Below are 21,534 nucleotides of genomic sequence, written 5' to 3'. Positions count from 1 at the left end.
GGATTAATGAGTGTTGCACAAATTGACTTGCATGTTGAACTAAAAAAATACTTTGGATTCTCTGAATTTAAAGGACTGCAAGAAGACGTTATAAAAAATGTAGTTGCTGGAAACAATACATTTGTTATCATGCCAACTGGAGGTGGAAAATCACTTTGTTATCAACTGCCCGCTTTAATAAAAGAAGGTACCGCAATAGTCGTTTCTCCATTAATAGCTTTAATGAAAAATCAGGTAGATGCCATAAGAGGTGTCTCTGAAAATGACGGTGTTGCTCATGTTCTAAATTCTTCACTTAATAAAACCGAAGTAAAGCGCGTAAAAGAGGATATCAGAAATGGTATAACTAAATTGTTATATGTTGCCCCTGAATCTTTAACTAAGGAAGAACATGTAGAATTTTTAAGATCAGTCACCATATCTTTTATGGCGGTTGATGAAGCACATTGTATTAGCGAATGGGGGCATGATTTTAGACCAGAATACCGAAATCTAAGGCATATCATTAAGCGTATTGGCGACAATATTCCTATTGTAGGTTTAACAGCTACGGCAACAGAGAAAGTGCAAGAAGATATCTTAAAAAGTCTAGGTATTCCTAATGCTGTGAAATTTAAAGCGTCTTTTAACAGACCAAATTTATATTACGAAGTACGCCCAAAAACTAAAAATGTAGATGCAGATATTATTCGTTTTGTAAAACAAAATGAAGGCAAATCAGGTATTGTTTATTGTTTAAGCCGTAAACGTGTTGAAGAATTAGCACAAGTGTTACAAGTCAATGGTATTAAAGCCGTGCCTTATCATGCAGGTTTGGACGCTAAAACACGTGTAAAACATCAAGATATGTTTTTGATGGAAGACACAGATGTTGTAGTTGCTACTATTGCCTTCGGAATGGGAATCGATAAACCAGACGTCCGTTTTGTAATTCATCATGATATCCCAAAAAGTATTGAAAGTTATTACCAGGAAACTGGTCGTGCCGGTCGTGATGGTGGTGAAGGTCATTGTTTAGCGTATTATGCTTATAAAGATATTGAAAAGCTCGAAAAATTTATGGCAGGTAAACCTGTAGCTGAGCAAGAAATTGGTCATGCTTTGTTACAAGAAGTCGTTGCATTTTCAGAAACATCTGTCTCAAGACGTAAATTTATACTGCATTACTTTGGGGAAGAATTTGATAACGAAACGGGTGAAGGTGGCGATATGGACGATAATGTTCGTTTTCCAAAGCCCCAGAAAGAAGCTAAGGATGATGTCATAAAGGTTATTGATGTTGTACAAAAAACAAACCAAAAATATAAGGCTAAGGATTTAGTGCAAGTTATTATAGGGAAATCTAATGCCTTGATTTCTTCACATAAAACTGACCAGCAGCCATTTTTTGGAGTTGGCAAGGACAAAGATGCTAGACATTGGATGGCACTTATACGTCAGATTTTGGTAGGTAAACTGCTTAAAAAAGATATTGAAACATATGGTGTTTTACGAATAACAGAAGCTGGCGAAAAATTTATGACTGCACCAACATCATTCATGATGGCAGAAGATCATGTCTTTGATGAAGCTACTGATGATAGTATTATAACCAATGCAAAATCTAGTGGCGGAGTTGCTGATGAGAATTTAATGAATATGCTTAAAGACTTACGAAAGTCTAACGCAAAACGATTAGGTGTACCACCATTTGTTATTTTTCAAGATCCCTCTTTAGAAGATATGGCGTTAAAATATCCTACATCTCTTGAAGAATTATCTAATGTTCATGGGGTAGGAGAGAGCAAAGCTAAAAAATATGGTAAAGATTTTATTGCATTGATTAGTGAGTATGTAGAAGAAAACGATATTATACGTCCAGAAGATATGGTTGTGAAGTCTACAGGAAGCAATTCTGCTTTAAAGCTTTATATTATACAAAATGTAGATAGAAAACTACCCTTATCTGATATTGCGTCTGCAAAAGGTATGGAAATGCCAGATTTTATAAAAGAGATGGAAGCCATAGTGTTTTCTGGAACAAAACTAAACATTAGTTATTGGATTGATGATATCCTAGATGAAGATCAACAAGAAGAAATCCACGACTATTTCATGGAATCTGAAACCGATAAAATCGATGTAGCTATTGACGAGTTTGATGGCGATTACGATGACGAAGAACTACGCTTGTATCGTATTAAGTTTATTAGTGAGGTTGCTAACTAAATAATCAGATTATTTTTTTGTTACTTAACATACTTCGTAAACATAATTTCCTGTTTTTTTGCTTTCAACTGAATACTTGTGATTCTACTATTCTCTAATGTTTTAATATCAGATTCTTCAATTTGAAAATCTATTTTAGTAATGCGTCTACTTTTTACCGGAGATGGGTCAGATTCAAATTCTGGCGAATCGGACTTTAATTCTAATTCAATGCCTTCTCCTTTTAAGTTTAATTTTGCACCATTCATGGTTTTGATATTTAATTGCCCAACAATTACGGTTTGGAAAAAGTAATACCCACCTAATTCATTTAAACCAGCATATAATACATTGTTTTCAGAGACACCAAAAGGTGTACTTTCAATATCTTTTATAATAGCTTCAATAGTATCTGTAGATTTGTTTTTTTTATTTTTTAAAAATGAAAATGCCATGAATTAAATTTTCAGTAAATCTAAGATTATTATTCAATTCAAACTTTTTACGTTCAACTTTTTACTTACTACTTATAGTCTTATCTTTGCAGCCTTAAATAAAACATAAAACAATGCAAGACGGTTTATACGCAAAATTTAATACCTCTAAAGGTGCAATTTTAGTTAATCTAGAATTCGAAAAAACACCAGGTACAGTTGGTAACTTTGTAGCTTTAACAGAAGGAAATTTAGAAAATTCAGCTAAGCCTCAAGGCACACCTTACTATGATGGCTTAAAATTCCATAGAGTAATTCCTGATTTTATGATTCAAGGTGGTTGTCCTCTTGGCACTGGAACAGGTAATCCTGGTTATAAGTTTGATGATGAGATTCACCCAGATTTAAAACATGATGGTCCAGGTGTATTATCAATGGCAAATGCAGGTCCAGGTACAAACGGAAGTCAGTTTTTTATCACGCACATTGCTACAGACTGGTTGGATGGTAAGCATACTGTTTTTGGTAATGTTGTAGAAGGTCAAGATGTTGTTGATGCAGTTGCACAAGGCGATGTAATTGAGAGTTTAGAGATTGTAAGAGTGGGTGCAGATGCAGAAAGTTTTAATGCTGTTGAAGCGTTTAGAACATTTGAAGGTGCAAGAGAAAAAAGAATAGCAGCTGAGCGTGAAGCAAAAAAAGCTGAGTTAGATAAAATATCTGCAGGTTTTGAAGAAACTGCCTCTGGTTTGCGTTACCAAATCATCCAGAAAGGTGAAGGTAAAAAAGCAGAAAAAGGTAATATGGTTTCTGTTCATTACAAGGGTCAGTTAGCTGATGGTACGGTATTCGATTCTTCATATAAAAGAAATGCGCCATTAGATTTTCAAGTTGGTGTAGGACAAGTTATCGCAGGATGGGATGAAGGTATTTGTTTGCTTAATGTTGGTGACAAAGCGCGTTTGGTAATTCCTAGTGATTTGGGTTATGGAAGTGCTGGCGCTGGTGGCGTTATTCCTCCAAATGCAACATTAGTGTTTGATGTTGAGCTTATGGGAGTTAAGTAGCAATATACTTTTAATGATATGTAACGCTCTGATACTCACGTGTCAGAGCGTTTTTTTGTGTAAATATTTAAAATTTATCTAAATTAGTATCTCATTATAACCCCCAAATAATGATAAGTGTAAAAGATTCTCCTTATTATAAGGATGTTCTAAAAGAGTTTAATTATAACCATGGAGACGTTTTCGTTTTTGATGGATTTGTTATCTCTGAAAACAATTACGGTATTACATACACATGGGATGACCACGGAAAGAAGGTTGTCGATGATATTGTAAATTTTTTCGGAAAAACAGGCAATAACTTAGTTTATATTTCTAATCGTATTAATTCTTATGCGGTAAAGCCAAATGATTGGTTAAAGTTCTTTTCTCATAGTTATAGCATAAGAGGTTATGGTGTTGTTTCTAGAACTAGAGGTGGTGTGATGAATACCATGATAGAAAATTTATTTTTTAATAAAAAAATTCAACGCTTTAATAGTCTAGATGCTGCTATTAATTGGGCTAGGAATAAAGAAATTACTGAAGATGGCGATTAGTATTTTATTTGTGGTAACATTTTTAATATAAAATCGTCTCACTATTAAGTGAGACTTTTTTGCTCTATAACCAATCAATCATTAATTTCAGTATGACAACCAAAACTCTATTCCCACTTTTACTGCTTTCAGTTTTTATTTTTGCTTGTTCCTCATCAGTGGACTATTCAGAAGCATTTAAAAAAGAAACATCCGGTAAATATTTATTCAATGCCGATGATGTGATGATTATATCTTATGAGGATAGTCAGCTTTACATGAAATGGCGTGGCTTAAAGACAAAGCCAGTTGTTACAGATACAAATGAGTTTTTTGTCCCAGATTTATACAAGAAATTACGATTTGTTGTGCACCCAGATACTAAAGAAAGATATATCGCTGTAATATCTGAAAATAACCCAGATAGTTTGAGTTATGATTATCTCAAAGTTGCAGATAATTACAAAACACCAAGCCAGTATTTAGATGAAAAAGATTTTGAAAAAGCTTTAGAAGGATTTTTAAAGATAAAGGAGAAAGATTCTACTAGTGAGTTTATAAATCAATATAAATTTAATCGATTGGGCTATAGGTATTTAAGAGATAATAATTTTGATGATGCTATTGGTGTGTTTATAATGAATACCAAGTTGCATCCAAAAAGTGATAATGTTTATGATAGTCTAGCCGATGCCTATGTGATTAGTGGTGATAGCATTAAAGGTTATGAAAACTACAAAAAGGCACTCGAAATTGATAATGGCAACCGTAGAGCAAAAAAATACATTGATGCTTATGAAGACAAGTAAATAAATAAGCTAAAGCAGCTTTTTAGGCTGCTTTCTTAGTATCCGAAAAGCACTTTTTAAAGGTGCTTTTTTTAGTATATTACAATTCGTCATTAAAAAACTACAATTGGGTAATATTTGATTTTTATATCAAGAGGGTCTTCGGATATTTGAATCAAATAAAAAATCAACCATCATGGCAACAATCGTAAGACTATTAATCATGCTAGTGCTTAAGGCAACTTTTATAATGCTACAGGACGCAAAAGCTCACGATATTACTGTAAATATAAGTGGCTTAGATAGTGACGAAGGTAAAATCTTAATTGGCCTTTATGACTCTGAGGGCAAATTTTTAAAGAAACGTTATAGAAATACTATTGGTACTATAAATAAAGAAAAAAGCACAATAATATTTAAGGATGTTCCTAAAGGTGTTTATGCCATTTCTTTTGTTCACGATGAAAATGATAATGGTAAAATGGATACTAATTTTATGGGAATTCCAAAAGAAGATTACGGCTGTTCAAATAATGCCAAGGGATTTATAGGACCGCCAAAATGGGAAGATGCCAAATTTGAACTTAAAGAAGACAAGACTATAAATATTACATTATAATTCATCAATCACTAAAAACGAAATTATGAAAAAAATAGTATTAATTATATGCGTTGGAATCTTTAGCTTTACAAAAGCACAATCCAATTTTGAAAAAGGAATGGACAAAGCTTTTGAATTATGGCAATCTGATAAAGTAGACGAAGCCGTAAATTTGTTTGAGCGTATTGCCAATGCAGAAAAAGACAATTGGCTACCTCACTATTACATTGCTCAAATTAATAGTTTAAAAAGTTGGAATGAGAAAAATGAGACTGTACTTAAAGTGCAACTAGATAAAGCACAAGAACATTTAAATACAGCCATGAGTTTAAGCAAAAACAATCCTGAATTGTTAGTTATGCAAGGTCAGATATATACCAATTGGGTTGCTTTTGATGGCAGTACATATGGTATGAAGTATGCAGCAAAGATTACAGAACTTTATAATAAAGCCTATAGTATAGATGCTACTAACCCAAGAGTTGCAATGTGTAAAGCAGATTGGGCAATGGGTTCTGCGAGATATTTTGGACAAGACACAAAACCATTCTGTGAACAAGTAGTAGCTTCTATTGCAATGTTCGATAGCTATAAACCTGAGTCCGAATATCACCCAAACTGGGGAAGAAAAAGAGCAGAACAGGTCGTAAAAGAGTGTAAAGAATAATTTAAAAAGTAAAACATGTATAATCTAAAATCGATTAAAAGTATAGCCGTAACTTTTCTTATAGGTTGCTTAATATTTATTATTGGCGAGCTGTTATCAAAAGACATGTTTACTTATACTGATTTAAATCAGTTTTTAATTGAGTTTTCATTATATCAACTTTACACCTTTTCTATCAGCTATACCAACTCGTTTTATTTTAACTATATACTTAAGCTTAATTTTACCAGCTATGAAATTATTAAACGAATCGTATTTGGCATATCTGGGGCAACAGTAATAACACTAGCCACAATATTTATATTAAGAGCTACCATTACGACACTAATATATGGAAGGACCTTAGAGAGTTTTATTGAGCTTGAAAGCTGGCAGGGATATTCTTTTGGGCTTTGGATTACACTGACAATTATTTCTGGCTTTTATATCATTTACTTTTATAATCGCTATCAAAAAAGTAAAATTAAAGAACAAAAAGTAATCGCTGGTGCCGCAAGTGCCAAGTTTGATGCTTTGAAAAACCAGTTAGATCCTCATTTTCTATTTAATAGCTTAAATGTATTAACAAGTTTAATTGAAGAAAACCCGGATAGTGCCCAGAAGTTTACAACTTCTTTATCTAAAGTGTATAGATATGTTTTAGAGCAAAAGAGTAAGGATTTAGTTACTGTAGATGAAGAGTTAATGTTTGCGAAAACCTACATGTCTTTATTAAAAATGAGATTTGAAGACAGTATTATTTTCGAGATACCAGAAAAAGCTTCAAATCCTGAAAGTCGTGTTGTACCATTATCATTACAATTACTTTTAGAAAATGCAGTAAAACATAATATGGTAACTTCTAGTAAACCATTACATATCAAAATATATGAAGATGCAGGTTATCTAGTAGTAATGAATAATTTGCAACCAAAGCAAATTATAAAAAAGAGTAGTGGTGTAGGATTAGAAAACATTAAGCAGCGCTACAGACTATTATCAAATAAAAAAGTCATCATCAATCAACGAGCAGAAGATTTTGCAGTAGCAATACCAATGCTCACAAAACAAGTATCAATCATGAGAACATCACAATTACCGCAAAACAGATTAGACGATAATTACGTCAAAGCACGTAAACGTTTAGAAGAACTTAAAGGATTTTATGGGAGTTTAGTTTCCTATTGCTTAGTTATACCATTTCTAATATTTATATGGTACAAATACTCTAGCCATACCATTCAATGGTTTTGGTTTCCGATGTTTGGTTGGGGATTAGGTTTAGCTTTTCAAGCATATAGAGTTTTTGTTAATGACGGTGCTTTTGGAGCCAAATGGGAAGAACGTAAAATCGAAGAATTTATGCGTGAAGAAGAAAATAATAACCGCTGGAATTAGGAGTTATGGAACGTCAAGATTCAATTTCAAAATTGCAACGGGCAAAAAGTCGTGTAGAAAAGCTAAAGAAGTTTTACACACATTTAGGTATTTATTTTATCATTAATAGTGTCATTACAGGATTTAAAGTGTCTAACAATTTAGACAGTTGGGATGCTTTTCAAGCAGATTTGTTAAGTTTCAGTACTTTAAGTTCTTGGATAATCTGGGGCATTATACTAGTTATACATGCATTCACAGTATTTGTTTTACCATCACTATTAGGCTACGATTGGGAAGAACGGAAGATTCAGAAATATATGGAAGAAGAATTAAAATCAAAAAAATAATAGCATGGAAAAATATAGTATAGAACCCTATAAAGATAATCAATCTAATGATAGAGATTATAGAAAAGAAGAAGCTTATCTACGCGCAAAAAAACGTGTAGAAGCTATCACAGGATTTTACTGGCATCTGGCGTCATATATTGTAGTTAATATCTTTTTAATCTTACTTATTGGTTTAAACTCTGGAAGTGGATTTAGAGGATTTGGACCTTATGCAACAGCTTTTTTCTGGGGTATTGGATTACTGTTTCATTTTATTGGTGTATTTGGCTTCAATTTTATTTTAGGTAATAATTGGGAGCAACGTAAAATCCAAGAATTTATGGATAAAGAACGCGAAAAGGATAGAAAATTTGAGTAGTCATGAATAGGAAAGAACAAGAAGAATTATTTTATATAGAAGCCCAAAAAAAGGTATCCAAGCTCAAATGGTTTTACATCCATTTAGCAGCCTATTTAGTCGTAGTTGCTTGCGTTATTTGGAATCTTATAATTATTGAAGATACGCCATATACCGATGCAATTTTGGCTATAAACTATTCTACTATTGGTATTTGGGGATTTTTTGTTGTGCTTAATGCGATTAAAGTTTTTAGAGGTCGTAGCATTTTTAATAAAAAATGGGAAGAGAAAAAGATGCAAGAGTTTATGGGAGATAATCATAAAACTTGGGAATAAAGTATCATAAAATTTTAAATTACATAAAGGAATTATGAATGTCATAATCATTGAAGACGAAAAACCATCTGCAAGACGCTTGCAGCGTATGTTAAATGCTATAGATATTAATGCAGAAACTATGCTGCATTCTGTTGAAGAGGCAGTAGAATGGTTTCAAAATAATGCACATCCAGATTTAATTTTCTTAGATATTCAATTAAGCGACGGCTTATCGTTTGAGATTTTTGACGCTGTGGATATAAAATCTGCGGTCATCTTTACAACAGCTTATGATGAGTATGCGCTCCAGGCTTTTAAGCTAAATAGTATTGATTATTTATTAAAACCAATAGATGATCAAGATTTGAAAACTGCGGTAGATAAGTTTAAAAATAGAGCGCCACAAAAACAAGCAGTTACACTTGATTTTAATGATATAAAAAATCTTTTAGTAAACCCTATTGAACGTGAATATAAAAAGCGTTTTTCGGTAAAAGTAGGACAGCATTTGAAACTGATTAATATCGAAGATATTGAATGTGTTTATAGTGAAAACAAAGGGACTTATGCTTTTACTAAAGAAGGAAGAAACTATCTTTTGGATTCTACATTAGATCAACTTGAAAATGAATTAGAGCCACATGTGTTCTTTCGTATTAGCCGAAAATTTTATGTCAATGTTAATGCTATAAAAGATATGGTAAGCTATACCAATTCTAGATTGCAAATAAAGTTAAACACCTACAATGAGCAAGACGTTATTGTGGCAAGAGAGCGAGTTAAAGACTTTAAAAATTGGTTAGAATAGGTCAAAGACATCACCAATGGTGTCGCCAATTATATCTCCAAAATCATCAAACATACCAAACATACCAACATCAAAAAATAGATCTAGAAGCAATAAATCTGTTAAATCAGATTCCCAAGATTTTTTAGATTTCTTTTTTGCTTCTTTTTTCCAATCTGTATAGGTTTTTTCTTCTTTGGGAGTAATTACCATTGGTTTATTAGAAAAACTTTTTTCTAATATTATATCGTATTCTTTGCGCTTTTTTTCATCAGATAGTACGTTGAAAGCTTCAATCAGGATATCAAATTTCTCTTTGGCTTCAGGCGATGTGTTATTTTCAGGGTGGTATAAAGCAATTTGTGATCTAAATGCTTTTTTAATAGTTTCTATATCTGCATTCTTTTCTATATCAAGAATAGAGTAGTAGTTAGTTATCATTCTTAGAAGGCTTTATTGGTAAGTCACAAATTCTAATAAAATGTTACAACTTAATCGTCTTCAATACGATTTTCATCAAAAGCAGATGGTAATAATTTAGGGATAAATTTTACAAAAAGGGGTAACAGTAGCATACCGCCAGGCAGCATAAATATGGCTAAACTAGGAATAGACTTAAAAATATCTAATAATTGATTCTGAATTTTCTTTTGCTCTTCATCCGTAAGATTTCTAGTTGTAGATTGTGTAAGCAATAGCATTGCCTCTTTACTTTGAGAAAGTTCTTTTAATAAACGTTTACTATTTCGTTTTATAAGCCTAGTTACAATACTACTGCTATTATCATAGAAACTTTGTGCTAAGTTTTTAGCACTTAAAAAGGCAATATCATCTTTATTTTTCTCATAGAAGAGATTAATATCATCAACGGATTTTATGAGTACATCTGTGTCAATATCTAAATCTGTTCTTAGTTTGTTGAGGTAAAGATATTCCGCCTTGTCAATTTGTTTGTCACTCCAAGATGCCATACAAACTGTATCAATAATGTAGAGCTTTTCCAGAGGTTCTGTTATTGTTTTGACAATGTCTTCACAATTATCTCGCTTAGAATTTTTATGACCCAAAGAAGCTTCAAAAAGCTTTACTAAGTTATAATCATATTCTGTTTTATCGGTTTTAGAATCTAAAACTGTAAACACAATATTCTCAAGTGCAACTTCAAAGTTTGTGATATAAGCTTTTGTACTATCTGTTGATGTAAGGTAATGATGATAACCTATAATATCTATAAACAGAAAAGCATTAATTAAAAAGTAATTAAAATTCTTGGTAATGATATTATCATCGATATGAATACGCTTATGAATAATTTGTTCAAGAAGTTTGTCTTTATCAGGTTCACCAAAAAGGCCAGACAAAAAAGAGCGTTTATGCTCATCAGTAACCTTATAATATTCTATAATACTTTCTATGAAATTTTTTTGGCTGTTTTCTAAATTATGTATGTAATAGAAAGCGGTTACTAAGTTAACCTTGCAGCGTTCTTCTTCATTAAAATCCTCATCTTTAATCAAACCACATAAGCAGTTAACATTACTACCATAAATAAAGCCTGTTTCTTTGAGTCTGTTGTAAAAGTGATATCTATCCTGTCCTAAAACAGAACTATCAGGAAGTACAGTTAGCAATTTTTTTATCCAGCCAGAAGCAGAAGGATTCATATACTAGTTATTAAAGCTTAAAGATAGTTTTTATCTCCTAATTTTTTAAGACCTAAAATTTTTTTCAAAATAAAATAAAACCCACCTATTCATTTTTTCGTAGGTAGACCAGAGAACAAATAAATTAACAAAATCTCACTATTATGAAAAAAACAAAATTTTTAATTGCAGCAGCTATTATTGGCGTTTCCAGTATTGTTGCTATTGCGGCAGATCATATTGATGCGCCCGCAGTTACTGGTGGTACAAATGATATCACAGATTTTTATGCCTTTCAAGGTCAGAATACATCAAACTTAGTATTGGTAGCCAATGTTCAAGGTTTGCTAAGTCCTAGCTCGACAGCAAATGCAACATTTGATGAGAATACACTTATCGAATTTAACATTGATACTAATAATGATAATGTTGAGGACTTAGTTATCCAAGCAACTCCAAGAAATGGTATAATGTACTTCTTTGGCCCTGCTGCACCATTACAAACCGGACTTGATAGTACCATCTTAACTAATGATGCTGCTGGTTCAGTAGAGATTACTGCCTATGGACAAAATGCTATTACTGCGACAGAAAATGGTATGCAATTTTTTGCAGGACCAAGAGATGACCCTTTTTTCTTCGACTCAGGTCAGTACAATGCAATAATCGATGGTATGGCTACAAGTTTTAACAATCCTGGTAATGACTCGTTTGCAGGTACTAATGTTCTGTCTGTAGTGGTAGAAGTGCCTAAATCTCTGGTTGGAGGATCTGGTACAATTAATACTTGGGTAGAATCAAAAAGAAGACAATAATCTCAAAAACTTAAATCATGAAATTTAATAGAATAAAAACAATTGCTTTGGCAATCACAATAGCTTTAATGGCTTTTAATTGTAATAATGATGATAATATTACTGTACCAACAGGTCCAGATTTTACAGGAACTTATATACAAGAAGATCAAATGGCTAGACCAGCTGTGGGGACAGTATTTGTGTCTTCAGGTAGTAAGGATAGTTTTAACGTAACAACGCCATCACAGCAGAGTTCTGCATTTCAGATGATGTTTCAGAATAACTTGGAAGGCTTGAGTCCAGCTTATTCAAATCCTGGAGATACTAATGCCTTAGGATTAACGTCTGCACAATTCTCTGGATTACTTGCAACAGATGTCTTAAATGTGTCTTTAGATGGTACAACTACATTTTTTGATGGTACAAATGTATTAACTGGAAGAGCATTGGCTGATGATGTTATTACGGTAGAATTGATTTTAATCTTCGGCGGCGAAACAGGTTTAACTAACTCTGAAAACCCTGGATTATCTGATGACAATGTCAATGCTAATGATAAAGCATTCTTATCAAGCTTCCCATACCTAGCTACACCTTGGTAGATAATTTAAAATTCTGAAGTGGGCCTAACACTCACTTCAGAATTGTATTTCAAAAAAACTCAAAACAATAAATTATGATGTCAACCTATAAATTACTTATACTATTACTTTTTATAGCTTTTTACAGTTGTGATTCAAAAAAAGTAACAGATATTAAAGATTATAAAGCGTTTTTAATTCAAAATGGAGATAACTCTGTAGCTAAAGAAGATATTGCTTTCTGGACAAACAAATTAGACAAAACTCCTAATGAATATCTATATATGGTTAAACGTGCTAATGCGTATACTAATTTATTTAGTGCTACAGGAAAAATAGACTATTTAATTGATGCCGAAAACGACTTAGTTAACGCTAATACCTTAACGAATTATAATACGTCTGGATGTTTAAAAGCTTTAGCACATAATTATATTTCTCAGCATAGGTTTAAAGAAGCCCATACATTGCTTAAAAAGGCTGAAGTTTTAGGCGAAAAACTTAGAGGAACACAGAAAATGCTTTTTGATGTAAATCTAGAGTTAGGTAATAGTACAGAAGCAGAAAAATACCTTAATAAGATTAAGAATTTTTCAGATTTTGATTATTTAATCCGTCTATCCAAATGGGAAGACCATAACGGCAATTTAGATAGCGCCATTACTTATATGGAACGCGCTACAAAAATTTCGGAATCAAGTAACACAACATCTCTAAAGCAATGGTCATATACTAATTTGGCAGACTTTTATGGTCATGCAGGTAAAATAGACTTATCATATCACTATTATATAAAAGCGCTTGAGCTAAACCCTAATGATGCCTATGCCAAAAAAGGGATAGCTTGGATTGTTTATTCTCATGAAAAGAATCCTGAAGCAGCACTAAACTTATTAAATCACATTAGCTCTTATTACTACGCACCAGATTATAGTTTATTTAAGGCTGAGATTGCTGAATTTATTGGCGATGAAGACTTAAAGCAAAAGGCTTATAAAACATACATGTCTGAAGGCAACAACAGATTATATGGTGATATGTATAACAAATACAATGCTTTACTTTATGCAGATGAGATGGAAAAACCAAAAAAAGCTATTGAAATTGCAATGTATGAAGTGAAAAATAGACCTACAGCTCAGAGTTATGATTTGTTGGCTTGGAGCTACTTTAAAGACGGAAATTTAGAAGAGGCTAACACTATTGTTGAAAAGCACATAGCTGGTAAGACAAGCGAGCCTGACGTTTTGTACCATATGGCTGAAATATACAAAGCTGTTGGCAAAACAGATAAAGTCTCTCCTCTAAAAGAAGAATTATTAGCGAGTATCTATGAGCTTGGCCCATTAGCGGAAACTAAAATTGTACAACTATAATAATGAGGTTAAAACCATACATATTAGTAATTGTCCTTTCACTACTTTTTTCAAGTATGTCTGCTCAAAGCATAAAAGGTCTAGTAATAAACTCGTATAGCCAACCTTTAGAATCTGCTTATGTTTTTAATCAAAATTCTAGTGCTCATGCACATACAAGCGAAATAGGAGTTTTTGTTATTTCAAATTCTAAAATCGGTGATACATTACGTGTGGGTTTATTAGGATATGAGACTCTAGAAATTGTCATAAAATCTAATGATAACCAAACGATTGTATTAAAAGAAAAAGCTTTTGAATTAGACGAGCTGGTTATACAAGAAGAGTTAAATACAGTAAGTACAGTCTCTCGTTTAGATTTAAATGTTTCTCCTGTAAATTCTTCACAGGATATTTTAAGAAAAGTACCAGGATTATTTATTGGTCAGCATGCAGGTGGAGGTAAAGCCGAACAAATTTTTCTTAGAGGATTTGATATAGATCATGGCACTGATATATCTATCTCAGTAGACGATATGCCAGTAAACATGGTATCTCACGCACATGGTCAAGGCTATAGTGATTTGCACTTTGTAATACCTGAAACGATAAATAATATTGATTTTGGTAAAGGTGGCTATTATGCTAATAAAGGCGATTTTAATACCGCTGGCTATGTAAATTTCAAGACTAAAGATTATCTAAAAGAAAGTAGTGTGTCTTTTTCGGCAGGACAATTTAATACCCTAAGAACAGTTGGTTTGTTTGACCTACTGCAAAATAAAAAAAACCAAAACGCTTATATTGCTTTAGAGTATATAGAGACTGATGGTCCGTTTGAATCCCCTCAAAATTTTAATCGTATAAACCTATTTGGTAAGTATGTTCTACGTACGCCAAATAATAGTAAGATAACCTTAACGTCGTCTCATTTTACAAGTCGTTGGGATGCATCTGGGCAAATACCTAACCGAGAGGTTATAAATGGAAACATATCTAGATTTGGAGCTATAGATGATACCGAAGGTGGTACCACCGAGCGTACAAACTTTAATGTAGCTCTAAACAAATATCTAGACGATAATACAACACTAAAAGCCAATACTTTCTATTCGCATTATGCATTTGAGCTTTATTCTAATTTTACATTTTTTCTAGAAGATCCAATAAATGGTGACCAAATAAGACAGAAAGAAAACAGGAATATCTTCGGACTTAATACCAGTATAAATCATAGAAAATATTTTGGCGAGACTGAGCTTAACCTTAAGGCTGGTATAGGTTTAAGACATGATGACGTAGATGATATAGAATTGTCAAAAACTAGAAATAGAACAGAGACTTTACAAAATATTCAGTTTGGTGATATTAACCAGACCAATGCCAATGCATTTGTATCAGCAGAATTTGACTTTGGAGACTTAAGTATCGTTCCTGCTTTGCGTTTAGATTATTTTAAATTCCTATATAATGACAATTTGCAACAGCATTTTGAAACTCAGTCTGAAACTAAAACCATATTAAGCCCAAAACTTAATATTTACTACAACGCTAATAGTAATTTACAATTATATTCAAAATCTGGGATAGGTTTTCATTCTAACGATACAAGAGTCGTTATTGCTAATAATGGAAAAGAAATTTTGCCCAAGTCTTACGGAACAGATTTGGGGTTAGTCTGGAAACCTATACCAAAATTAGTAATTAACTCGGCTCTATGGTATTTGTTTTTAGAGCAAGAGTTTGTTTATGTTGGAGACGCAGGTATTGTAGAACCAAGTGGAGAAACCGAACGTTTAGGGGGCGATTTTGGGATACGTTACCAACTCAATGACTATCTCTTTTTTGATACAGATGCTACCTATACTAAAGCACGAAGTATAGATGCACCTAACGGGCAAAACTTTATTCCTCTAGCACCAGATTTTACACTAACAACAGGTTTGTCTATTGATAATTACCATGGTTTTTCGGGAGGATTACGATTACGATATCTTGATGATAGACCTGCAAACGAGGATAATTCTATTGTAGCTAAAGGTTATACAGTAGCCGACTTTAATATCAATTATAAATGGAATGCTATAACACTGGGATTGTCAATTGAAAATTTATTTGATGTAGAATGGAATGAAACTCAATTTGCTACTGTATCTAGATTGCAAAATGAAATACAGTCTATTGAAGAAATACATTTTACACCAGGAACGCCTTTTTTTATTAAAGGGCAGATTACCTATAATTTTTAAATGAAAAGAAAAGTTTTTTTGGTTGATTGATTTGAAAACTAACAATCGTGATTTCAAGGGAATCACAAGCATTATTTATATGCTATTTTTTTGAGTTTTTTTAGTTGAAACACCTGCTAGAAATAGTGGGTGTTTTTGTTTAATGTGTAGTAATTCTGAGCTTCAATAAGTGCTTAATTTCTATATCTAATGGGTTGCATCTAAGATTGTAGCTAATTTCTTACCATAATCAATAAATGCAATGGTTTCATCTGTTCTCGCTAGTTTTATTTTATCAAAAATAACCAGAGCCTCACCATTACTTTCTATATGATAAATCTGATGGTTTTCGAAAAAGCGAATGATTTCATCTGTAAAAAACGCTCTTATTTCTGCTTCATCATTCCCCATAAGCAGGAACTTTTTTGAAAAATCGGGATACATCTTAAAGTCTATGTCTTTATAGCCCGTAAATGCCATCATCCGATCAAATATTTTTTCTAATACGCCTTCTTTTTCCATGGTAAAAACAGGTATTTTTCTATTCAATTTTAAGACCATTAGTGTCGTATTAAACGTTTCTGCTGTAAAAGCTTGGCCTTCATTAAATGTGACATCTGCAATTTCCCAGGATGCGTTTAAACCATCAAAAGCGCCTTTAAGACAATTATATTTACGTTCAATAGGTCTAATTTCAAAAAAGTGAAACTTCTTCAAATAAATTGTATTCCAATCTACTTGACTCGTATATTGATAACTTTTCTCAGTGGCTAAATTTCGTAATCGTTTTTGCCTTGGCGATAATTTAGCTGAAGAACTGGTTAAACTAATTTTTAAGGCTCTATTATAGGTTGATGATGATACATGTGCGTCCAACCCAGATATAAAGACATTGCCACCTGTAGACCTCTGAGTCTTTAAATATTCCACTAGGTAATCCATATAGGTCATACCTACCAATCTTGTTTCTGATAAATCTATGTTGACGTCAGCTCCTGAAGGAATTTGGGCAACCAATTTATCGACCTTTATAATACCTAAAAAATTTGCAATCCCTCTAATTTTTAAATCAAAAGTGCCATCTGGTCGTTTCACCACTTTTGTACGTGGATTATACACCATTTTAAAAAATTGCGGTATGGATAGTTTTGCTAATAACATATGGGTAATCAAGGCTAATAACAATCCACCAATTAAACCAATTAATAAATTTGTATAAAGCGTAAAAATCATGGTTGCAACAAAAAATACGAGCTGCTCAGTGCCTTGATTATAAGCTTGTTTAAAAACTGCAGGTGACGCTAATTTAAACCCAGTATAAACGAGTAAAATAGCAAAAGCACATAGAGGTACTTGTCTCATTATTGGACTCAATACCGCAATAAAAAGAATCAACAAAAGGCCTTGATACATATTAGACCATTTTGTCTTCGCGCCATTATGGATGTTGACAGTACTTCTAATAATCACAGCAATAATTGGTAAACCGCCAATAAAACCTGCGACCATGGTGCTTAATCCAATACCTGTTAAATCCTTATTTAAATCCGTTTTTCGTTTATAAGGGTCAATTTTATCAACTGCTTTTGCAATGGCTAAGGATTCAATACTTGTTATGATTAGCATAGAGAATACGGTTGTCCAGAATTCTATGGTATTAATTTTCCCAAAGTTTGGATGCATAATGGAATCTGTAATCGTATCTGGAATGTTTAATAATAACTGTGGACCTACCTCATATGCTTTTCCGAAGAATGAAAGTGTATGTTCGTCAAAGAAATTGAAGGCATAGACAAATGGAATAGAAATCGCTATGACCCACATAGGTGCTGGTAACAAATGAAAAAAGCGATTGCTAATTTTTGAGTGAAACAGTAATAAAAGTAACCCAGTCAAGGCAATAATCACCACGAAAGGATTTGCTTGATGTAAGTATACAACTGCATCAATAAGGTTTTGTATAATATTTGGACTATCGGAATGCGTACCCATAGCCACATGAATTTGTTTTGCGAATATGATGATTCCGATGGCTGCCAAAATACCATGAATCACGGAAGAATGGAAAATGTCTGCCAATCGACCCAATTTCAAAATGCCCAATAACACTTGTAAAGCACCAGAGACAACCACTGCTGCCAATACATAATTAAAAGCTTGACCAGAACCATCGTCCATCAATGTAATACCCAAAAGAATGACTCCAATAACGCCTTTAGCTGGCCCATTGACAGATATGTGACCACCACGATAAAGGGTAGTTACGACACCACCTACAATGGCCGAAAAGATACCTGACATTGCAGGAGCACCTGCAGCTAAAGCAATACCTAATGATAACGGTAAGGCAATAAGAGAGACACTTATTGCAGCAATTAAATCACTTTGCCAATTTTCAATGAGACCCTTAAAACCTTTTTTTGGTATACCTTCCATTTATTATCTATCTAGGCGTATTAACTATTAGGGTTTTTAATATAAGATATGCCAATACATTTAATCGTATGATAATCATGTGATACATGACCTAGTTTTACTTTTGGGAAGTTTGAATTTAGATTTATGGTTTGCAACATGAACTAGTATTAAAACAATAGTTATTTTATATGTAAATGATGCCTAGCGATTTTGTCTATGGCTGGTTGTGGAAAATTAGTAAGGATTTCCTGTTGTGACCGAAAGATAATAAAAAGGTATGAAATTCCTAATCGGAATTTAAACGCAATGAACAATACAAATTGTTGGCATTAGTAGTTCATATATCAAATTCGATGTTAATAATGTCATCGGAATCACATTCACAAATAGTTTGCTCATTAGATGCAGCTATGAAAGAAAAATTAGTTATAGCACCACATTTATTCGATTCAGAAGTTGTGTTGGAAAATTTCAAATCTGATTTATTTTCGCCATTATAATTGAAAACAATATCTCCAATGTATTCAAATTCAATAATATTCTCTCCACCTAACTCAAAAGTAGAAAATTCAAGTTCTTGGCTGCTGTCGTTAAGTGATATAATCTTTAATAATGACATATCAAAGTTCTCATTATCAAATAAGTTAACTCCATTTGTTTCGTTTAATTTAACTGATATGATAACTATATTGGCAGCCACTTCTTCACAATCATCTTCTGAATTGCAAGAAAAAATGAAGGTAGATATTAATAGTCCTGCAAAAATTCTTTTCATAAAACTAAGACTAATGTTTTCTATTAGATGATAGATATAGAAAAGGTTGCGTCAACAGTATAGTTATTGTTTCATTCTTATCATAGGAGTCATTGTCCGAGATTGAAGTCTCCAAGTCCCATCTTGTTTTATAAAAGTGCTAGAATGGCGAATTTTACCTGGCACTGGTCTATTCATAACGGTTCCTTACATTTCTAAAACTCCGATTGCAATTCCGACATTTTCGGTTTCAATAACTTTGTCAACAGTTATGTTTAATGAAGAAATGTTAAGATTATTCACGCCCTGAATAACTTGTTTTTTGCTTTCAATTATTCCTGGAGCCGCTATCAAAATAAAGTTCTCATTGGCAATGTCGTTAATGTGTTGGGTATTTTTCTTTAAAACGTATTGCGTGAATAAGTATTCATTTAACTTTTCTAATTCTTTTGCCTGATTGTCTTTAGAGCTTTGCCTAAAAACTATAAAAGGGACAATTAATTATATAATCAATAAATGTTTCATAGGTTTATTGAATTACTTATAACAGTTTAGGTATAATTTTCCGCCGTCAACGAAAGATAGCAAATTGCAATGACACGAGCGGAGCGAACAGGCGCAAGCAATTCAGCCGCAAAGAGCTATACACGGTGTTGTGTGTAGTTTTTATCTTTTTGATTTGGGTTTATATATTTTTTAGTGAAGTAGTAAGCAACGATTGTAACAATTTCGTTTAGGATAAATAATAAACCTATTCCTATTACAGATTGAGACAAAATTTTCTTTTCTACCATAAGATACTCAAGTCCACCAAAAATGGGTCCCCATAACAAATAAGGAAAGAGTATTAAGTAAAATAAAAACCAAAGAATTTTATTTCTATTTCCAATCGCTTGAAATGCTTTTATAAGTGGTGGTAAACAAATTAACCAGATAAGTATAATTACTGACCAATACACAATATTCGTATTTCCAAATAATTTAGAGGAAGCATAAAATTCGTCGTTCATTCTGAAAAATGGAGAAATCATTCTTTGAAAAGGTAATTGTGCAAATATAATAGCAAAACCAAGATGTTTTTTATACTCTGAATTTCTTTTCTTCAATAAATACATTCCAAAGTACATCATCATAAAAGTGAAAATCGGACCTATATATGTAGCTGCTAAAGATTTTTTATCATTATCGCAAGCTGTTTCAAAATAATTGAATGTTTTAATTCCCCAATCTCCACAAATAAGATATCCAGCCAAGTGATGAATTAACTCATGTAATGATACATAGAGCATAATAATACAATAAAATGCTAAACAATAGCGCCAAGTTATTTTTAGCTTAATCATAAATCATAATTCAGGGATTAAGTTGCTCTTTTTATAAGACGATTCAAAAGTAAAATAGGTTACAACTATTTCGATAAATTACACCTAGTGGTCTCGTATAACCGCCAATTACGGGTTTATGTGCGTTAATTTTCGGTTAAGCACTGACGTTAGCAATTCCGAGTGGATTCGGACGTAAGTCGAATCCGCCGACACGAGCTCAGCGACTGGCGAAGCAAATGCGGTTATACATTGTTAGCAGCTGGTTTTATTGTTGACTTTCGGTTAGTTTTGTCAGAACATTCATTGCTTTGTTGGCATCTTTTTTATCAACAAAAATATGGTCGTGATAATATCCAGCGATTACATTACAACTAATGTTATTTTTTGCTAATTCAGTTGAAAATATTGCTGTTAATCCAACAGCTTCAAGCGAAGAATGGATCATAAGTGTTATCCAAGAAGCTATGTATTCATAACTCAAGTTTAATTTGTCTGCCTTTTTTTTCTCAATAACAATCGTTACTCCTTCCTCTTCTTTGAATTCACAAATCGTATCGTAACGGTCGATTTTACTTATATCGTTTATTGTCGAAAACACATATTCTCCATCATTAAGTTTTGGAGTCATTCCTTTGATTAATTCAGGTAAATTTGTTTCTCCAGCCATTTAATTTTTTCTTTTTATTAGTGCTATTAAAGATACGATTGACCATACTCCCTCAAGTATTATAAATGGAATATATTTCATTAGTACCGAAGCTAAACAGGCTAATATTCCCCCAAATAGATTTAACAGAATAAAAGTTAAACTATTCTTTTCTAATCTGCCAGAAACGTTTAGAGTATATGCGAGTAAAATTTGAAATACTCCTATAAATCCTATCCAGTCTGCATGGTTCATCTTTTTCAAATTATTGCTAACGGATTTGTGTATGATTTCGTTGCGTGGTTAAGAATTAAAGTTAGCAAATAAATCACAGATAGAAAGTCCGCGAGGATTTTCAGAAGTAGGTGAGAA

23 protein-coding genes are annotated in these 21,534 nt (G+C 32.6%); 15 read left to right on the top strand and 8 right to left on the bottom strand.

Annotation, left to right across the window (positions count from 1 at the left end; translation table 11 throughout):
* The first annotated feature begins 6 nt into the window (after positions 1-6).
* Positions 7-2,208 (top strand): DNA helicase RecQ, encoded by a 2,202-nt coding sequence (recQ, locus tag IEV10_RS11740; RefSeq protein ID WP_188374920.1) that lies wholly within the window; start codon positions 7-9, stop codon positions 2,206-2,208.
* Between the two features lie 20 nt (positions 2,209-2,228).
* Here the strand turns inward: recQ and IEV10_RS11735 are convergent, their stop codons facing one another.
* The gene (locus IEV10_RS11735; RefSeq protein WP_188374919.1) at positions 2,229-2,642 is read right to left on the bottom strand and encodes a hypothetical protein; all 414 of its coding nucleotides are present in this window, start codon (positions 2,640-2,642) and stop codon (positions 2,229-2,231) included.
* A 113-nt stretch (positions 2,643-2,755) separates the two neighbouring features.
* On the opposite strand from IEV10_RS11735, the gene IEV10_RS11730 reads away from it, so the two are divergent.
* The 10 genes from IEV10_RS11730 to IEV10_RS11685 all read left to right on the top strand — a co-directional run bounded on the left by IEV10_RS11730 (position 2,756) and on the right by IEV10_RS11685 (position 9,436).
* Complete coding sequence (locus IEV10_RS11730; protein WP_188374918.1) at positions 2,756-3,688, top strand: peptidylprolyl isomerase; 933 nt, start codon at positions 2,756-2,758, stop codon at positions 3,686-3,688.
* Between the two features lie 110 nt (positions 3,689-3,798).
* The gene (locus tag IEV10_RS11725; protein WP_188374917.1) at positions 3,799-4,227 is read left to right on the top strand and encodes a hypothetical protein; all 429 of its coding nucleotides are present in this window, start codon (positions 3,799-3,801) and stop codon (positions 4,225-4,227) included.
* A gap of 92 nt (positions 4,228-4,319) precedes the next feature.
* On the top strand, positions 4,320-5,015 hold the full coding sequence (locus IEV10_RS11720) for a tetratricopeptide repeat protein (protein ID WP_188374916.1): 696 nt from the start codon (positions 4,320-4,322) through the stop codon (positions 5,013-5,015).
* 175 nt (positions 5,016-5,190) lie between these two features.
* Positions 5,191-5,613 carry a DUF2141 domain-containing protein gene (locus tag IEV10_RS11715; RefSeq protein ID WP_188374915.1) on the top strand — a complete coding sequence of 141 codons (423 nt, stop codon included), beginning with the start codon at positions 5,191-5,193 and terminating at the stop codon, positions 5,611-5,613.
* A 25-nt stretch (positions 5,614-5,638) separates the two neighbouring features.
* On the top strand, positions 5,639-6,262 hold the full coding sequence (locus IEV10_RS11710; RefSeq protein WP_188374914.1) for a tetratricopeptide repeat protein: 624 nt from the start codon (positions 5,639-5,641) through the stop codon (positions 6,260-6,262).
* Between the two features lie 15 nt (positions 6,263-6,277).
* Complete coding sequence (locus IEV10_RS11705; RefSeq protein ID WP_188374913.1) at positions 6,278-7,639, top strand: histidine kinase; 1,362 nt, start codon at positions 6,278-6,280, stop codon at positions 7,637-7,639.
* A gap of 5 nt (positions 7,640-7,644) precedes the next feature.
* The gene (locus IEV10_RS11700) at positions 7,645-7,968 is read left to right on the top strand and encodes a 2TM domain-containing protein (RefSeq protein WP_188374912.1); all 324 of its coding nucleotides are present in this window, start codon (positions 7,645-7,647) and stop codon (positions 7,966-7,968) included.
* A gap of 4 nt (positions 7,969-7,972) precedes the next feature.
* Positions 7,973-8,329, top strand: a complete 357-nt coding sequence (locus IEV10_RS11695) for a 2TM domain-containing protein (RefSeq protein WP_188374911.1) — start codon at positions 7,973-7,975, stop codon at positions 8,327-8,329.
* A 2-nt stretch (positions 8,330-8,331) separates the two neighbouring features.
* On the top strand, positions 8,332-8,646 hold the full coding sequence (locus IEV10_RS11690) for a 2TM domain-containing protein (RefSeq protein ID WP_188374910.1): 315 nt from the start codon (positions 8,332-8,334) through the stop codon (positions 8,644-8,646).
* Between the two features lie 34 nt (positions 8,647-8,680).
* Positions 8,681-9,436 (top strand): LytR/AlgR family response regulator transcription factor, encoded by a 756-nt coding sequence (locus IEV10_RS11685; protein WP_188374909.1) that lies wholly within the window; start codon positions 8,681-8,683, stop codon positions 9,434-9,436.
* Here the strand turns inward: IEV10_RS11685 and IEV10_RS11680 are convergent.
* Complete coding sequence (locus IEV10_RS11680; RefSeq protein WP_188374908.1) at positions 9,428-9,856, bottom strand: J domain-containing protein; 429 nt, start codon at positions 9,854-9,856, stop codon at positions 9,428-9,430. The genes IEV10_RS11685 and IEV10_RS11680 overlap by 9 nt on opposite strands.
* A gap of 50 nt (positions 9,857-9,906) precedes the next feature.
* The gene (locus IEV10_RS11675; protein WP_188374907.1) at positions 9,907-11,079 is read right to left on the bottom strand and encodes an LETM1-related biofilm-associated protein; all 1,173 of its coding nucleotides are present in this window, start codon (positions 11,077-11,079) and stop codon (positions 9,907-9,909) included.
* Positions 11,080-11,222: 143 nt separating this feature from the next.
* Between IEV10_RS11675 and IEV10_RS14405 the strand changes: the two genes are divergently transcribed.
* The 4 genes from IEV10_RS14405 (at position 11,223) to IEV10_RS11655 (ending at position 16,040) form a co-directional block, all read left to right on the top strand.
* Complete coding sequence (locus tag IEV10_RS14405) at positions 11,223-11,873, top strand: DUF4331 family protein (protein WP_188374906.1); 651 nt, start codon at positions 11,223-11,225, stop codon at positions 11,871-11,873.
* Between the two features lie 17 nt (positions 11,874-11,890).
* The gene (locus IEV10_RS14400; protein ID WP_188374905.1) at positions 11,891-12,457 is read left to right on the top strand and encodes a DUF4331 family protein; all 567 of its coding nucleotides are present in this window, start codon (positions 11,891-11,893) and stop codon (positions 12,455-12,457) included.
* 74 nt (positions 12,458-12,531) lie between these two features.
* Positions 12,532-13,812 (top strand): tetratricopeptide repeat protein, encoded by a 1,281-nt coding sequence (locus tag IEV10_RS11660; RefSeq protein ID WP_308694214.1) that lies wholly within the window; start codon positions 12,532-12,534, stop codon positions 13,810-13,812.
* Positions 13,813-13,868: 56 nt separating this feature from the next.
* Entirely contained in the window at positions 13,869-16,040 is a 2,172-nt protein-coding gene (locus tag IEV10_RS11655) for a TonB-dependent receptor (protein ID WP_229719701.1), read from the top strand.
* 186 nt (positions 16,041-16,226) lie between these two features.
* On the opposite strand, the gene IEV10_RS11650 is transcribed toward IEV10_RS11655, so the two are convergent.
* The 5 genes from IEV10_RS11650 to IEV10_RS14470 form a co-directional block, all read right to left on the bottom strand.
* Positions 16,227-18,455: a SulP family inorganic anion transporter gene (locus IEV10_RS11650; RefSeq protein WP_188374903.1), complete on the bottom strand. Its 2,229-nt coding sequence runs from the start codon at positions 18,453-18,455 to the stop codon at positions 16,227-16,229.
* Positions 18,456-18,774: 319 nt separating this feature from the next.
* Positions 18,775-19,212, bottom strand: coding sequence for a hypothetical protein (locus IEV10_RS11645; RefSeq protein ID WP_188374902.1), 438 nt, complete (start codon positions 19,210-19,212; stop codon positions 18,775-18,777).
* A 620-nt stretch (positions 19,213-19,832) separates the two neighbouring features.
* Positions 19,833-20,534 carry a hypothetical protein gene (locus tag IEV10_RS11640; protein WP_188374901.1) on the bottom strand — a complete coding sequence of 234 codons (702 nt, stop codon included), beginning with the start codon at positions 20,532-20,534 and terminating at the stop codon, positions 19,833-19,835.
* A 247-nt stretch (positions 20,535-20,781) separates the two neighbouring features.
* Positions 20,782-21,183, bottom strand: a complete 402-nt coding sequence (locus IEV10_RS11635; RefSeq protein ID WP_188374900.1) for an ACT domain-containing protein — start codon at positions 21,181-21,183, stop codon at positions 20,782-20,784.
* On the bottom strand, positions 21,184-21,417 hold the full coding sequence (locus IEV10_RS14470; RefSeq protein WP_443098488.1) for a CBU_0592 family membrane protein: 234 nt from the start codon (positions 21,415-21,417) through the stop codon (positions 21,184-21,186).
* Between the last annotated feature and the right edge of the window lie 117 nt (positions 21,418-21,534).

The organism is Winogradskyella haliclonae, from assembly GCF_014635865.1.
Taxonomy (GTDB): domain Bacteria; phylum Bacteroidota; class Bacteroidia; order Flavobacteriales; family Flavobacteriaceae; genus Winogradskyella; species Winogradskyella haliclonae.
The sequence above is the reverse complement of the archived record's forward strand: the minus strand, read 5'-3'. Positions and strand labels throughout refer to the sequence as shown.

Coding starts and splice junctions, on each gene's coding strand:
- recQ (WP_188374920.1), top strand. CDS start 7: ATGAGTGTTGCACAAATTGACTTGCATGTTGAACTAAAAAAATACTTT.
- IEV10_RS11735 (WP_188374919.1), bottom strand. CDS start 2,642: ATGGCATTTTCATTTTTAAAAAATAAAAAAAACAAATCTACAGATACT.
- IEV10_RS11730 (WP_188374918.1), top strand. CDS start 2,756: ATGCAAGACGGTTTATACGCAAAATTTAATACCTCTAAAGGTGCAATT.
- IEV10_RS11725 (WP_188374917.1), top strand. CDS start 3,799: ATGATAAGTGTAAAAGATTCTCCTTATTATAAGGATGTTCTAAAAGAG.
- IEV10_RS11720 (WP_188374916.1), top strand. CDS start 4,320: ATGACAACCAAAACTCTATTCCCACTTTTACTGCTTTCAGTTTTTATT.
- IEV10_RS11715 (WP_188374915.1), top strand. CDS start 5,191: ATGGCAACAATCGTAAGACTATTAATCATGCTAGTGCTTAAGGCAACT.
- IEV10_RS11710 (WP_188374914.1), top strand. CDS start 5,639: ATGAAAAAAATAGTATTAATTATATGCGTTGGAATCTTTAGCTTTACA.
- IEV10_RS11705 (WP_188374913.1), top strand. CDS start 6,278: ATGTATAATCTAAAATCGATTAAAAGTATAGCCGTAACTTTTCTTATA.
- IEV10_RS11700 (WP_188374912.1), top strand. CDS start 7,645: ATGGAACGTCAAGATTCAATTTCAAAATTGCAACGGGCAAAAAGTCGT.
- IEV10_RS11695 (WP_188374911.1), top strand. CDS start 7,973: ATGGAAAAATATAGTATAGAACCCTATAAAGATAATCAATCTAATGAT.
- IEV10_RS11690 (WP_188374910.1), top strand. CDS start 8,332: ATGAATAGGAAAGAACAAGAAGAATTATTTTATATAGAAGCCCAAAAA.
- IEV10_RS11685 (WP_188374909.1), top strand. CDS start 8,681: ATGAATGTCATAATCATTGAAGACGAAAAACCATCTGCAAGACGCTTG.
- IEV10_RS11680 (WP_188374908.1), bottom strand. CDS start 9,856: ATGATAACTAACTACTACTCTATTCTTGATATAGAAAAGAATGCAGAT.
- IEV10_RS11675 (WP_188374907.1), bottom strand. CDS start 11,079: ATGAATCCTTCTGCTTCTGGCTGGATAAAAAAATTGCTAACTGTACTT.
- IEV10_RS14405 (WP_188374906.1), top strand. CDS start 11,223: ATGAAAAAAACAAAATTTTTAATTGCAGCAGCTATTATTGGCGTTTCC.
- IEV10_RS14400 (WP_188374905.1), top strand. CDS start 11,891: ATGAAATTTAATAGAATAAAAACAATTGCTTTGGCAATCACAATAGCT.
- IEV10_RS11660 (WP_308694214.1), top strand. CDS start 12,532: ATGATGTCAACCTATAAATTACTTATACTATTACTTTTTATAGCTTTT.
- IEV10_RS11655 (WP_229719701.1), top strand. CDS start 13,869: ATGTCTGCTCAAAGCATAAAAGGTCTAGTAATAAACTCGTATAGCCAA.
- IEV10_RS11650 (WP_188374903.1), bottom strand. CDS start 18,455: ATGGAAGGTATACCAAAAAAAGGTTTTAAGGGTCTCATTGAAAATTGG.
- IEV10_RS11645 (WP_188374902.1), bottom strand. CDS start 19,212: ATGAAAAGAATTTTTGCAGGACTATTAATATCTACCTTCATTTTTTCT.
- IEV10_RS11640 (WP_188374901.1), bottom strand. CDS start 20,534: ATGATTAAGCTAAAAATAACTTGGCGCTATTGTTTAGCATTTTATTGT.
- IEV10_RS11635 (WP_188374900.1), bottom strand. CDS start 21,183: ATGGCTGGAGAAACAAATTTACCTGAATTAATCAAAGGAATGACTCCA.
- IEV10_RS14470 (WP_443098488.1), bottom strand. CDS start 21,417: ATGAACCATGCAGACTGGATAGGATTTATAGGAGTATTTCAAATTTTA.